The sequence below is a fragment of the Synechococcus sp. BDU 130192 genome (assembly GCF_963876085.1).
Taxonomy (GTDB): Bacteria; Cyanobacteriota; Cyanobacteriia; order Cyanobacteriales; family MRBY01; genus MRBY01.
Genome location: NZ_CAWNNO010000060.1, coordinates 123,558 through 138,033, shown reverse-complemented (window position 1 = coordinate 138,033; position 14,476 = coordinate 123,558). Strand labels below are relative to the sequence as shown.

General features: G+C 46.2%; 10 protein-coding genes, 1 tRNA gene and 1 riboswitch. Of the genes, 1 reads left to right on the top strand and 10 read right to left on the bottom strand.

Features of this window, described 5'->3' with window-relative positions:
* Positions 1–41 precede the first annotated feature (41 nt).
* Positions 42–128 (top strand) — tRNA-Ser (locus tag AACT35_RS14235).
* A 74-nt stretch (positions 129–202) separates the two neighbouring features.
* Here the strand turns inward: AACT35_RS14235 and AACT35_RS14230 are convergent.
* The 10 genes from AACT35_RS14230 to AACT35_RS14185 form a co-directional block, all read right to left on the bottom strand.
* On the bottom strand, positions 203–2,122 hold the full coding sequence (locus AACT35_RS14230; RefSeq protein ID WP_099237982.1) for an ABC-F family ATP-binding cassette domain-containing protein: 1,920 nt from the start codon (positions 2,120–2,122) through the stop codon (positions 203–205).
* 49 nt (positions 2,123–2,171) lie between these two features.
* Entirely contained in the window at positions 2,172–2,612 is a 441-nt protein-coding gene (locus AACT35_RS14225) for a DUF29 domain-containing protein (protein WP_173867215.1), read from the bottom strand.
* 57 nt (positions 2,613–2,669) lie between these two features.
* A complete protein-coding gene (gene thrS, locus AACT35_RS14220; protein ID WP_099237978.1) occupies positions 2,670–4,484 on the bottom strand; it encodes a threonine--tRNA ligase in 1,815 nt (604 codons plus the stop codon).
* 93 nt (positions 4,485–4,577) lie between these two features.
* Positions 4,578–5,063 (bottom strand): crossover junction endodeoxyribonuclease RuvC, encoded by a 486-nt coding sequence (locus AACT35_RS14215; protein ID WP_099237976.1) that lies wholly within the window; start codon positions 5,061–5,063, stop codon positions 4,578–4,580.
* Positions 5,064–5,345: 282 nt separating this feature from the next.
* Complete coding sequence (locus AACT35_RS14210; RefSeq protein WP_099237974.1) at positions 5,346–6,893, bottom strand: hypothetical protein; 1,548 nt, start codon at positions 6,891–6,893, stop codon at positions 5,346–5,348.
* A 229-nt stretch (positions 6,894–7,122) separates the two neighbouring features.
* Complete coding sequence (locus tag AACT35_RS14205) at positions 7,123–8,175, bottom strand: iron ABC transporter permease (protein WP_099237972.1); 1,053 nt, start codon at positions 8,173–8,175, stop codon at positions 7,123–7,125.
* On the bottom strand, positions 8,172–9,386 hold the full coding sequence (locus AACT35_RS14200; RefSeq protein ID WP_099237970.1) for an ABC transporter substrate-binding protein: 1,215 nt from the start codon (positions 9,384–9,386) through the stop codon (positions 8,172–8,174). Before AACT35_RS14200 ends, AACT35_RS14205 begins: the two co-directional genes overlap by 4 nt.
* A gap of 10 nt (positions 9,387–9,396) precedes the next feature.
* Positions 9,397–10,164 (bottom strand): phosphodiesterase, encoded by a 768-nt coding sequence (locus tag AACT35_RS14195; protein ID WP_099237968.1) that lies wholly within the window; start codon positions 10,162–10,164, stop codon positions 9,397–9,399.
* Positions 10,165–10,204: 40 nt separating this feature from the next.
* Entirely contained in the window at positions 10,205–12,172 is a 1,968-nt protein-coding gene (locus tag AACT35_RS14190; RefSeq protein WP_099237966.1) for a TonB-dependent receptor, read from the bottom strand.
* A 365-nt stretch (positions 12,173–12,537) separates the two neighbouring features.
* Positions 12,538–12,684: riboswitch (cobalamin riboswitch) on the bottom strand.
* Positions 12,685–12,752: 68 nt separating this feature from the next.
* Positions 12,753–13,907: a D-alanine--D-alanine ligase family protein gene (locus AACT35_RS14185; RefSeq protein ID WP_099237964.1), complete on the bottom strand. Its 1,155-nt coding sequence runs from the start codon at positions 13,905–13,907 to the stop codon at positions 12,753–12,755.
* Positions 13,908–14,476: the final 569 nt, after the last annotated feature.

The window sequence follows — 14,476 nt, the reverse complement described above, 5'->3', positions numbered from 1 at the left end:
TTTCCTTTAGTTATTGTATAATCATTAACCGTGCCCCATCTGGAGAGATGGCCGAGCGGTTGAAGGCGCAGCACTGGAAATGCTGTTTAGGGGTAACTCTAACGAGGGTTCGAATCCCTCTCTCTCCGTTCTAATTTAGAACCTATTTATGAAAGCCTTAGATGTGTTGTCTAGGGCTTTTTTATGGCTTGAAAGATAATGGTTAATGCTCCATTTCTGCCAGTTCTAACCACCGTTCTGTTTTTGCTTCGATGTCTTGATTTAGGGCTTCTAATTTTAAAGAAAGGGTCTGCAATTGCTCATAGTCCACTTGGTTACTGAGTTCCGTCTGTAATGCTTCCCGCTGAATTTCTAGCTCAGGAATGATCTCATTTTCGAGACGTGCTAGTTCACGCCGTTGGTAGTTTGACAGGCGACGGGATGGGGCTACTTTTGGCTTGCTGGGTGTTTGTGGTTTGGCGATCGCCTCTTTTTGGGGAGGATTTTCCGGTGGGTTTTGGGCGGCTTCTGCCTGTTTATAGTCTAAATAAAGGGAATAATTGCCGGGGTATTGTCTCAGCAGTCCATTGCCTTCGAGGGCGAAAATCATGTTCACTGTCCGGTCGAGAAAATAACGGTCGTGGGCAACGATAATCACACAGCCATTAAAGTCTTCGAGGTAATCTTCCAAAATCGACAGGGTTTGTACGTCTAAATCATTCGTAGGTTCGTCAAGAATGAGTAAATTCGGCGCACCCATCAGCACTTTTAGCAGAAATAAACGCCGTTTTTCACCCCCAGAAAGTTTCTGAATCGGCGCATATTGTTGATCAGGCGGAAACAAAAATCGTTCCAACATTTGGGATGCTGTAATTTGTGTGCCATCCGCCGTTTGTACATAGGTGGCAACATCTTTGATGTAATCAATCACCCGTTGATTTTGTGTGGCTTCATCAAGTAAATCATCGGAATGTTGGTCAAAATAACCAATATGAATCGTACTGCCGATTTCTACTGTGCCGCTATCGGGTTCGAGTCGTCCTGTAATCAGATTTAAAAAGGTCGATTTGCCCGCCCCATTGCCGCCGATAATGCCGAGGCGATCGCCGGGATTAAATTCATAACTAAAGTCTTTAATGATCGTTTTATCATCGAAACTTTTACAGAGATTTTCGACGACAACAACTTTTTTGCCGATACGGCGACCGGGCGTATCGATCTCAACTTTTCCTTGGGCTTCCTTAAAGGTTTTATTTTGCATATCGGCAATCCGATCAATGCGCGCTTTTTGCTTTGTACTCCTCGCCTTCGGCCCCCGTTTGAGCCATTCTAATTCCCGTCGCAATACCCCTTTATGTTTTTGTTGACTACTAACTGCTGCTTCTTCTGCTAGAGCCTTTTTCTCTAGGTAATAGGAATAATTTCCGGCATAAGTATACAGATCACCGCGATCAATTTCAATGATACGGTTGGTGACTTTGTCAAGGAAATAACGGTCGTGGGTAATTAATAGTAATGCCCCTGAAAATTGAGTTAAATAGCTCTCTAACCATTCCACTGAATCGGCATCTAGGTGGTTCGTTGGTTCATCCATTAGGAGCAAATCAGGTTCTGATAACAATGCTGAAGCAAGGGCAATGCGTTTGCGGTAACCACCGGATAAATCCCCTACTTTTGTCTCAAAATCATCAATACCTAATTTACTCAAGATAATCTTGGCATTGGTTTCCACTTCCCAAGCATTCAGGGCATCCATTTTTTCGGTAATGCTGGACAATTTGCCCATGAGACTATTCAATTCATCACCAGAAGCCTTTGCCATTTTATGGGATAAATCTTCGTAGGCTTTAACCCATTTCATTTGTTCACTGCAATTGGCAAAAATCTGATCTAAAACAGTATTTTCTGGATCAATTTCCGGTTGTTGCGGTAGATAGATAATTCTTGCCCCAGAACGAACGAGCCGCTGTCCTCCATCAATGGGTTCAATCCCCGCAATCATTTTTAAAAGGGTTGATTTTCCGCCACCATTTACCCCGATCAAGCCGACTTTTTCGCCATCATCAATGCTCAAGCTCGCCTCTTTGAGAATTTCTTTAATGCCAAAATCTTTTTTGATGGATTGGAGGGTAATGATACTCATGGATAGTGAGGGAAGATAATTAAAATTACTGTTTGAATACTTGATCAGATCAGCTTAAAGATTGCGTTAACAATTGATTGCACTCTGTTGGAAAAGGATAATTTTGAGGGAATTCTACATCATATTCAATTTGCATATTTTCAAGGGCTTCTTGGTGGCAATCTAAGAAAATTTCTTGAAGATAATGTTTTAAGCTGGGAGAGTCCCTAAGAATTTTCAATATTCCTTTTTGGGTGCGTCGAATTGTCACGTCCCAACCGCGATGGCATTCTTCTAAAGGAACATATTTTCGTTTGAGGGCATGCTCAAATAAAGTAATTAAACGGCTTTCTAACTCGCGTTTTTCTCGTTTGCCCAAAGCCTCTATTTCCTCGATTAAATTGTCTCGATCAAGGGCTTCTAAGTCGCCTGATTTTAAGTCAGAGATGGTTTGTTCAATCCATTGATAAAAGTCTTGATCATAGAGGGTTTTTGATTTTGCCTGGGTCATAATTTAGCCCTCGCAATGAAGCGAAAAAGGGTTTACCACGGTAAACCCCTACGGATATTAGAAATTGGTGTGGTTCGTGTTGGCTTCGATGAGGCGGGAAATCACTTCCTCCATCGGAATCGCACCGAGTTCCCCAGAGGCACGGGTGCGGATACTGAGGCCATTGGCTTCGACTTCCTTTGCGCCGGCGATCGCCATCACAGGAACCTTCTGTTTTTCGGCATTGCGGATCAATTTGCCCAGACGTTCCCCAGAAGCATCGGCGATCGCCCGGATGCCAGCGGCTTGCAGTTTGTCCGCTTGGGCTTTGGCGTAGTCGAAAAATTCATCACTAACGGGGAAAATTCTGACCTGTTCGGGGGCGAGCCATAGAGGAAAATCACCCGCATATTCTTCGATCAGAATGCCGATCAATCGCTCCAAGGAACCGAAGGGCGCGCGGTGGATCATGATCGGTCGTTGGCGATCGCCATGCTCGGTAACGTATTCCAATTCAAACCGTTCGGGGAGATTGTAATCCACCTGCACCGTGCCCAGTTGCCATTCCCGTTCGAGGACATCTTGGAAAATAAAGTCGAGTTTCGGGCCATAAAAAGCGGCTTCCCCTTCGGCTTCAAAGTAGTCCATGTCGAGCTTGGTGACGGCTTTACGGATTGCGTTTTGCGCCTTTTCCCAGACCTCATCGGAGCCAATATATTTATCGGAGTTGGGGTCACGGAAGCTTAGTCGCGCCTTGAAATTTTTCAGTTGCAAACTCTTAAAGACGGTCAAAATTAAATCAACCACGTTAAAGAATTCTGCTTCCAGTTGATCTGGCGTAACGAAAAGGTGGGAATCGTCCACAGTAAAGCCCCGCACCCGCGTTAAACCGCCCAATTCACCGGATTGCTCGTAACGATAAACCGTGCCAAATTCCGCCAGACGGATCGGTAATTCCCGATAGGAGCGCAGTTGATCCTTATAAATTTGGATGTGGAAAGGGCAGTTCATCGGCTTCATCACAAAACCCTGTTCCGCCGCCCGTTCTGCGTCGCCGTCCGCCATCATCGGGAACATGTCCTCGCGGTAGTTCTGCCAGTGACCGGACACTTTAAAGAGATCCACGCGGGCGATGTGGGGAGTCACGACACCTTGGTAACCGCGTTTAGTTTGTTCCGTTTTAAGAAAATTTTCGAGGGTGGAACGAATTAACGTCCCTTTCGGCGTCCAGAGGGGTAAACCGGGGCCGACCTGATCGGAGAACATAAACAAACCCAGTTCTTTACCGAGTTTGCGGTGGTCGCGTTTGAGGGCTTCCTCTTTGCGGCGTTGGTATTCTTTGAGTTGTTCGGGGGTTTCCCAAGCGGTGCCGTAAATGCGCTGGAGTTGTTGGTTATTTTCGTCACCCCGCCAATAGGCTCCGGCGACAGATTCGAGGGCGATCGCCTTCGGGTTGATATCACCTGTATTTTCCACGTGGGGGCCAGCACAAAGATCCCACCATTGATCACCGAGGTAGTAGAGGGTGATCGGGTCGTGAATCCCTGCGAGGATTTCGAGTTTGTAGGGTTCGTTAATTTCCTTGATCCGTTTTTCGGCTTCGGCGCGGGAAATTTCTTCACGGATCACAGGCAATTTTTTCTTGACGATTTTCACCATCTCTTTTTTGATCGCCTTGAGATCCGCTTCCGTAAAAGGTTCTGGCTTATCGAAATCGTAGTAAAACCCATTCTCTGTCCAAGGACCAATGGTGACCTGGGCGTCGGGAAATAGCTTTTGCACTGCCATCGCCATGACGTGGGAGGTGGTGTGGCGAATCCGCTTGAGGGTGTCTGATTCACTGGTTTTGGGAAGTTTCATCGGTTCGAGTTGTTCACCATTCACCTGATCCATGGTTGAAATATGCTCCTTAAAATTGCTCCAAAAAGTTTAGCAGGTCGCCATTCTATGTTATCTGTTGTCTCTGCTGGACTGGGGAATTTTCACTTACCGAATCTCATTGCGCAAACCACAGGCGGCGGCATAGGCGATCGCAATGGCATCGACACTATCATCGATGGGCATCGTCTCCATCCCAAAAATCGACTGCACCAGGGTCGCCACTTCCCGCTTATCGGCCTTCGCATTACCGATGTGGCATTTCCAACTGGATTGGTGCAGATAAATCGGTTCGATGTTTAATTCTCGCAGGCTAACCAAGTTTAAAATGCCTAGACCCTGTAATACGCCCCCTGCTGCTTTGATCTGACGGCTAAAGAAGGGCATCTCGATGGCGATCGCCTCTGGGTGAAATTCCCCCAAAATTTCTGTGTAGTCCTGTTCAATCTCTAGGAGTCGTTGGGGCGTCGATAAATTTTTGGCTGTTTCGATGATGCCGTAGTCAAGAATTTGTGGCAGCGTTTGCCCCTGGTCTTCGAGGACAGCCCAACCGATAATCGCTAAACCAGGATCAATGCCAAGCCAACGCTTCATGGCAAAATAATTTTTATAAGGTATTCATTCAGTCACAAATCTAGCACGACATTCAGAATGCACTTCCAGCACAGTTGAGTAGCTAAAACTGCCAAGATTTCTGTGACGAATATTCAATGTAGGGCGATCGCTTTATTCTTCTATTTCTTCACCGGTGATGATCCCTTAACACTCCCGTTTACCCACTGTTAGTAGCTTTTCAGATTCATCAGCCAATTTACTAAAGACGGAGTACAAGTGAATTGTTAGACATGCTGTTGATTAGAATTGAATTAGAGATAATTAAAGAATGGAAACACCGCTTAAATGTCCATAACCATGTCCTTTATGATCAGGGCTTACAGGAGAATCAGCATTCTGTTTTGAGAGAATTAATTCTGACCAATTATTGAGACTTCTATTCGAAGTCCAATGTTCAAACTCATGTAGGGACTGAACGATTGGTGGCATATTTACCCTCATTAAAGAGCAATACTCGGTTTGCTTTACCATCTCTTCAAAAACTGTAGATGCAGCAATACTGTCATAGAAAGTTAAGATCAGCGGAATCACTGGCTTGTCATGAAGATTGAGGGATTCTACCGTTATTCCAATTTGCTCAAAGGCAGAGTGAATGCGGCACCAAAGATCGGCAAGTCTATCAGCTTGGAAATAGGCACTTGTATCAGAATGCATAACACAACTCTTACATTCTATTACAATATATGAACTTGAAGTTTCAACAAGAAAATCAGCACGCTTATCTTTATTAGAATTAGGGTTTTTGACTTCAGGAATCTTCTCGAAGGAGGAAGCACAAATAAAAGGAAATAATACCTTTTCAAGATAATCTTCAAAGGCGCAGCTTAATAAGTGATTCAGTTTTTCTCCATAGCTGCTTTTGGAAATGAGACCTCTTACCTGATTCCAACAGGATTCAGTAAAAGAAAAAGGATCTGGTAAACAGAACTCTTGACCTCTTAATTCAACAAAAGGAATTTCCAGAAAGTGATTGTAGAAAAGCGGTTGATAATATTCAGGAACACTATCAAGAGTTTTGGTAATCTTTCCACGAAACGAAGTATCGGTTTGTGCAGAGTGAGGGGCACTATTCTGTTGAATAAAAAGTTTGAGATTCTCTGAGGTAATTCCTGACTCCTGGAGTTGGTTATCTATATCGGGAAGTCGAGAAAAGTTGCAAAATCCTCTTTTTCCGGAAAGCCATCCAAACAGAGCCAAACAAGCCAAAAACTGCCTAAAGTAATTTGTCGGGCTTAATCCCACATAGTTTGAAAAAGTCTCTGAAAATTCTTGATTGGACTGGCTGTCCAATAGTTCAATTAGTTTGATTGTCCGATGTAAACGAGAAACTGGATGCCCAAAACCTGCATTTTGAAAAGCCCCTAAACGTTGTACAAATAAACCTGCTATATGAGTATGAACCACGCTTGAATCTAAAATTTCGCTTAACTTTACTGACCAATTGCGTACTTGTTTTTTATTTTTAGGATTACCCTCCCATTTCATAATCGAGTTTAATAAAATTTTTTCTTCTTCATCAAGAATGCGCCTATCTGAAATCGTATGTCTGTCCCAGTTATGGTAAGCATTGACCAAATTATCAAATACATGAGTATCCATACTCTGATGTCGGTGAGGATTACCCGCGCTTGCTAGTAACATGATTCGGACAGCATAATTACGTTCAGTGTTAGCAAGTACCCAATCTAGAGGATTGGCATACCTTACTTCCCAGTTTTGCCAGCATTTTTTAGTTCCAATTTCTAGGACAGATGTTGAATTATAACGACGAATAAACTGAAGAAATTCAGAAAATTGTTTGAAGTCCATTCGATTTTATTTTCTCTTAATCTAGCGGGACTGAAGCCACCTAACTATGTATTATACGGATGCTTTCTATATAACATTCTCTTTGTTGTTTTTATATAGAGTATTTCTGTATAAACACACAAAATGGAAGACTATTCAGACAAAATTTGTGTGATACCTTTGTAAAGGTAATATACAACTTTAAAAGTTTGGCATGAACTATCATCGCTATAAAATAATTCAGCCTAAATTAATGATGGCGACGTAAAATCAAGACTACAATAATTGGTGCGCCAAACATTGCCGTAACCGTATTTAAAGGTAACGTTAATTCACTGCCCGGCAATTGCACAATAATATCCGCCAGCAACGCCAGACTAGATCCCAATAAAGTCACCGCTGGCACCAAAAGCCGATGATCAACCGTTTTCAGTAAACCCCGACAGAGGTGCGGCACCGCAATCCCCAGGAAAGAAATCGGGCCACAAAACGCCGTGACAGATCCCGCCAAGAGCGCAGTGCTGACAATAATGTGACGACGGGTTGCCTTGAGGTTGAGGCCAACGCTTTGGGCATATTGTTTGCCGAGAAGAAGCGCATTCAAAGGTTTCGCCTGAAAAAAAGCCAGCAGTCCCCCCGCAAAAATTAACACCATAAAAATAGGCAACTGTTCCCGTTGGATTTCCGCAAAGCTGCCAAATGTCCAACTGAGATACAGGCGCAGCGCTTCCGTGGGGCTAAAGTGCAACAACAATGTGACAAGGGAATTACTGACATAGCCGAGCATCAACCCCAAAATCAGTAGGGTGCCATTGTGGGGAATCCGACGGGCGATCGCCAAAACGAGCAGCAACACCGCCACCGCCCCCAAACTTGCTGCCATCGCCACACTCAAATTTCCAAAAAGACCGCCCATAAAACCCGTTCCCAACAGCACCAGAGCCACCCCCAAACTCGCCCCAGAATTGATTCCCAGCACAAAGGGGCCAGCGAGGGGATTATTAAATAGGGTTTGCATCTGGAGGCCGCTAATTCCCAGGGCTGCCCCGGCAAAGGTGGCGGCGATCGCCCGTGGAAAGCGCAGTTGCCAAACGATTTCTGCCCACACCGGATTATCAATGGGTTGACCCAAGGCGATCGCCAATAGTTGATCCCAGGGAATGGTCGTCGAGCCCAGACTCAAACTGAGGAAAAATAAAACCCCCCATAATCCCCCCAGCAGGATAAATAACGAGGGCGATCGCCACCGCAGTTCCGGTAGGGACAAACAAGTTAGAGGGGTCGTGGTGTAGGGAATTTTCACGGGGAATCTTGCAGGTGACGGTAATAATAAAGCTCGTGGTCAGGTAATTGATCGGGGTGGGCGATTTTAATCACATCGGCAAGGATCACATCGGGATTGAGAATGCCCCCTTCCCAAAAATCATTGCCTCCCCCAGGCGCAACCCGGTTGTTGGCGGCATAGACTTGCTGGTTTTGCACCGCCTCAAACAGTTCATAGCGCGGGTCTTCCTGGAAAATATCGGCGGTGGTTTGCCAATCAGGATTCACATTCAGCCAAAGATCCGCTGTTTTTGCCCGACCTAGAACAGCCTCAAAATCTAGAGGTAAGCTCAAGCGGGCCGTTGTCGCATCCCAGGGGTAATTCACGTTGGCATCCCGCAGCAGTTGGGCCACATAGCTTTCGCCCCCCGGCACATACCAGACCCCTTGGTAGGGCGACCCACTCAGCACCGTTGGCGTGGTGTCTAGATCTTTGACTTGGTTCACGAGGGCTTGGTAACGCTTGGCGATCGCCCCAAAGGTTTCATTGGCCTTTGCTTCTTCGTTAAACAAAAGGGCCGTAAACTTGAGCCATTCAGCCCGGCCCAGGGGAGTCGGTTCCAGGTGCGCTGCGTCTAAAACCACCGTTAATCCCAAAGAATCTAGGGCGCTGGTATTGTTTCCTTCGCTGGCATCAAGACGATAATTCAAAATCACATCGGGCTGGAGACTGAGGATCGCTTCCCGGTCTAGCTGGAGGTTGCCCACTTCTTTGATTTCACCTGTTTCAATGGCCGCCCGAATTTCGGGACTGTAAATCAATTGGCGATCGCCTACCCCCACCAAATTTTCCGACTGCTTTAAAACTTCCAAATGGGGTAAATAAGTCGTCGAAAGGGCAATCACCCGGTTGACGGGCACTTCAACGATGGTCGCCCCTGGATAATCCTCTGGAATGGGCGTACCACACTGCACAAAAACATAGGTCAAATCCTGCTGGGCCGTTTCCCAGGGTTGCCGCACCGTCACCACTTTGTAATGACCGTGGTATGCCACCTGAAAGCCCCTGGCAAATTCTGGCGTCACCTTATCCGGGAAATAATCCACCGCCGGATCATAATTTTCGACACAGGCCGCCGTCGGTGTTGGGGTTTCTACGGTTTGTTGGGTGGGGCCACAACCCCCTAGCCACAGGGATAAACCCAGGCCCAGCAGAGGAATCGAACGGTGTGGCAAGAAGGGGAAACGCATCTTTTTTCTCCTACTCAAACCACGGAATGCGTTGGACTTTTGTCTGGAAGCGACCATCATCATGGAGTTCAAACAGACGGAAACCCGGTTGTTCCCACAGTTGGCGATCGCCTTCCCGCAATTCTTGATCTGGGGGGGTCACTTGGGTACAAGTCGATGGCGTACCAAAGCAAGGAATGCCCCCTTGGGTGACGCTGTATTCCAGATGCACATGGCCAAAGAAAACCGTTTTCACCTGGGGATGATGTTGCACAATCTGCCAAAATTCGGCGCGGTTGGTCACATCGATTTGATCGAGCCAATCAACGCCTGCTGGCACCACATGGTGATGGATGGCGATCGCCACCGGAGAGTTTGAAGATTGTTCCAGGTTTTCCGCGAGCCAGGCCAATTGTGCCGCATTTAAAAACCCCTCGCCATATTCTGGGTTCTCAAGAAACGAATCCAACAGCAACAGTTGCCAGTTCCCCAAAGAAACGTTCTTGTCTGGCGAAAGATAATCCCCCTGCAAAATCCCGGCCATGACCTCTGGATTGTCGTGGTTCCCCGGCAGCCAATAGCTAGGAATCTGCGTTGCTTCGACCAAATCCCGTAGCCGTTCGTAGGCGATCGCCTCACCATGATGGGCCAGATCCCCCGTCAAAATTAGCCGATCTGGTTTAAACTGTTGCACCGCCGCCAGGACTGCTTGAAAAGACGCATCGGTTTTCACGCCGCGCATTTCGGCATCTGGGTGATCGAGGAGGTGGGTATCAGTAATTTGGGCAATGAGAACCATAGGAAATTGTGGGCAAAATTAGGAAACGAAACAAAGCAGCTTAACGGAATTGAGCATTGACACCAATCTGAAACCTGCGCCCCACTCCAGGGTAAGCGGGGAATGTTTCAAAATCCGCATCAAACAAATTTTCGACACTCGCCGTTAAATTTACGGTATCACTGATGGGATAGCGCGCTCGCAGATCCAGGTTTGTGTAGCCTGCCAAGGATTCAGTATTGGCATTATTTGTCAGGCGATCGCCCACCCGTTTCAGGAAAATTCCGGCATAAATTCCCTGGGGATTTTCGTAGGCAAGACCCACATTGAAATAATCTGTCCCCGCAAAGGCGACCTCATTACCAACCACCGTCGGATCAGCATCGGCAAGAATTTTGGAGTTGTTCCAAGTGTAGTTAGCAAAGGCAGAAAAAGATCGGGACAATTGCAACGTCACCTCTGCTTCTAAACCTTGATTGCGGGCTTTCCGGACATTTTGGGGAGTGAATGTCCCAAGATCAAAAACGATGGCATCATCGAGGGTGTTATTAAAATAAGTCAGCCGCACCAAAGCACGATCCGAAAAACGGTGGTCAACACCCAGATCAAAACTATTCCCCAGTTCCGGCACTAAATCAGGATTGCTAAACCCCGGGAAATAGAGATCCACGGCAGTCGGCACCCGGAAATTGCGGGCATAGTTACCCCGAATGCGAGTTGATTCTCCCACTTGCCAGGCAAACCCTGCGCTGGGTGATGTGACTGAACCATCGGCCAAACTATTAAAGTCCTGGCGCACGCCCAGATTTAAAGCCAGTTCCGGAGCGATATCCAGGCCATAGCGAGCAAAAATTGCCCCTTGACTGAGATTTTCGTCGTAACTAAAGCCAAATACGCCAGGATCTTCTGCTTTTGCAGTCAAATAGCGATAATCAAAACCATAGGTGAGATTTTGGGTTTCATTTAGTTGCCAATTGTGCTGAATCTGGGCACCAAAAGAATTATTCTCATAGCGGGCATCTGTGCCGCCAAATTGAGTATTAAAGAAGCGAAAATCATTTAAGTCAGCAAATAATTTTGTCGTCAACAGAGAATCATCACTATTCCCTAGGCGAGACTCTAAATCCAGCGACAGCAGCCAGTTGTTATCATATTGCGTTGCGTCCGGGCTTGGGAAATCTACACCACTCGGAATTTCTAAATCCTTACTGCTGTAGATGCCGTTGAAGCGCAACCGGTGGCGATCGCCTAACTGATTAACCACCTGGAGATTCACGTTTTGAATATTCGTCGCCGCATTATCCCGGACACCCGACAAACCCCGCGCCGCAATGTCATAGTCAAAATCATTTTCTGCGGCGGTTCGGTCATAGGCCAGTCGCACTGCCTGGGTTTCCGAGCCAAAACTTACCCCAACATTTTGGCGATTGTAGCCAAAGCTCCCCAGATCGACCCCAGTTTCTACTGCAACTGGTTGGTTAAATCCGGGTTGGCGCGTCACAATATTGATCACGCCGCCAATGGCATTGGAACCAAACAGCACCGAACTGCCCCCAGGGATTAATTCAATGCGTTCAACATTATCGGTAGTCAAATTAGACAGATCAAAGTTCCCTGAATCGAAACGATTCAGCGGCCTGCCATCAAGCAAAATTAATGTTTGGGAAGAACTATTAGCCCCCCGAAAAATCTGAGAACTTTGGGCACCGAGGCGAGATCCAGCCGTGCTATCAATAAAAATCCCAGGGAAATATTTCAAGGCTTCGTTGACGGTGCGATACCCTTGGGCTTCAATTTGCTCCCGGTTAATCACATAGGCCGCACGGGTTGCATCTTGAACCGTTTCTTCCTGGCGCGACGGAGCATATACAGGTTGATTTAATAGCTGGTCAATGACCGTTAGTTCAAAATCAACGGTCTCTTGTTCATCATCTAGATCGTTCTCTTCTTGAGCAAAAACAGCGATACTACTACAGAGAAAACAAAGAATAGTAAAGCAAATCGTCTGGGGCGTAAAAAATGACGTCATCTAAGAATATTTTGGGCTAATTTCTAATGTAATGAAGGGAGAATTCGTGAAGCAATGGCAAGACTTTTAAGTCATAAAAAGCCTTGGTCAATAACCTTAAGAAAAGCAAAGCAGTTGAGCGATTAACATATCGTCGATTTTTTTCTGGTTTGCCAAAATCAATGCATTTCTCAACCTCATTGAATGAGGCCAATGCTGATGGAATAACGGGTTAAAGCAATGTTTAAGACAAACTCGCTAACGAGACTGGGTTTGCTGATTGCGGCGATATTGCAGTCTCAGAAGATAGAAATTATGGGCAGCAGAAAAAGACTGGGTGCTAAAAGAAAACATCATCCGTACCTCGCAGATGGGTAATTACTAAAACGTTTACACTTGGCTCGGCGGGCATTCTGACTTAGAAATTGCTGAAAATTTCCTTACAGCTGCGGGACAGCGACGGATTTGCACCGTTCTTTCCCCATTGCTTTTATCGGCTGATCCCCGATAAAACCGAACAGAGTCTAATTATATAGCAGGCGATCGCCCCCAATGTAAATAGATTTATGAAGTCCCCTTGAGCCTTGGGAGAAAAGCACCTTTAGGGATTAAGCAGGGCCGTAATGTGGGGGATAATCTGGGCGTGGTTGGTCAATAAATAATCCAGGCGATCGCTAATCAGCGACAAAATTAAATCCTCGTAGGTCATCCCCTCTTCTGATAGTCCCTGGGCAACCAAGCTGGTGACGTTGGCAGCGGGCCGCTTAAGATCGGGCTTGGGATTGGCCTCTAAAATTTGGATATTTCCCATCGCATCCATCCGGGCATCGATACGAATTAAGGCATTTAAACTAAATTCCCAGTAGACTTGTTGGGCGAGTTTTGCTAGCTTTTTTTTGGCTGAGTCACTATCATCTAAAAAGCGAATTCTTTGGCCTGTAATTGCCTTTTTATCCATCGAGGTAAAAATCTTTTCATCGGCTTCTAAAAGACGCTCTAAAATCGAAAACGTAAAGGGAAATTCTAATTTTTCAAACCGCCCTTGACGATGGCGCACATAGCCACACACAGAGACACAAAATTCGCGCCCGGTTAAGAAGGGTTCAATCAAAGCGGTGTTGTGAGTTTGCTGATGTATGTTGGCGATCGCCTCACCGAGATCCTGGGGCTGATCCACAAAATGAATGTTCAAAGAGGCACGACCAGACACGGGTTTAACCAGAAAACTGCCCTGGTAATCGCCAAAAGTCTGTTGGAAACGAGCGTTGTCCTTGGCAGTAAATTGCCCCTGGGCTGGATGCCAAATCATGAACGGCGCAGTGGGAAAACCGAGCCCTTGCAGTTCCCGTTTAAAGCTGTGTTTATTATCTAAAATCGAGCTATTTAAAGGGTTATGGCCGATATAGGGTACCCCCAACATTTCTAAAATTGCCGGGGTGTGGCAGACGGGATTGTAACCCTGAACCCCACCGGTATTCAGCCAAGCCAAATGAATTTGATTTTTCCGGAGGCGATCGCCTAAGGTGGCATCATCGGGCAACACAAACACGTGCTGGAACCCTAAATCTTCGAGGGCCGCGGCAATGTCATGGGCTACCACTTCATAGGTTTTGGTGGAGCGAGGATTGTGGGTTTGGTAGATCACGGCCCCCTGCGCTGCTTTGTCACCCCCATGGATTACGGCAATTTTTAACTTTTTCCGGAGAATTTCAAGGTAGTTTGGTAGTTGACTAAAATCGTAAACAAATCCCATCATTAACGTGACTTTCCCACAATTCTGAGCAGTTTTGTTATTTTAGAGGATCCCTGAGAAAGATATGGCAGGCAGAAAAAAAGAGGTTTAGTCTTTAAAAGTACTAAAATCTCTAAACAAAAAAATTACGTCCACATCCTATCCGACAGGCCTCACCAATGACCAATGGTCTCTCATCAAACCCTTACTTCCCCAGTTCAATCTAGCAAGCTCCTGTCCCACTGACCTGCGCCAGGTTGTTCATGCGCGCTTTTATATTATGCTCACAGGTGGTATTACCTAGCGCTTACTGCCCCGTAATTTTCCCCAATAGAAAACCGTCTCCCCCTGCGTCCGCTAATGGTGTGACGACACGACCCTCGAACCCATTAAGCAAACTCCCCACCAGTGGAAATGCCGCACAGGTCACGAGCACCCTCCTCACTCAGTTATGGAGTGGTAAATGCTCAATCGGTAGATACAGCCACAATGATTCATCAGGAGATCGGCTACCAAGGCAATGGGTTGAGGTGCTTGGCATAATTTTCAAAAGATTTGCTGCGTCAATCTGGTTCCATTGCGATAACGATCTT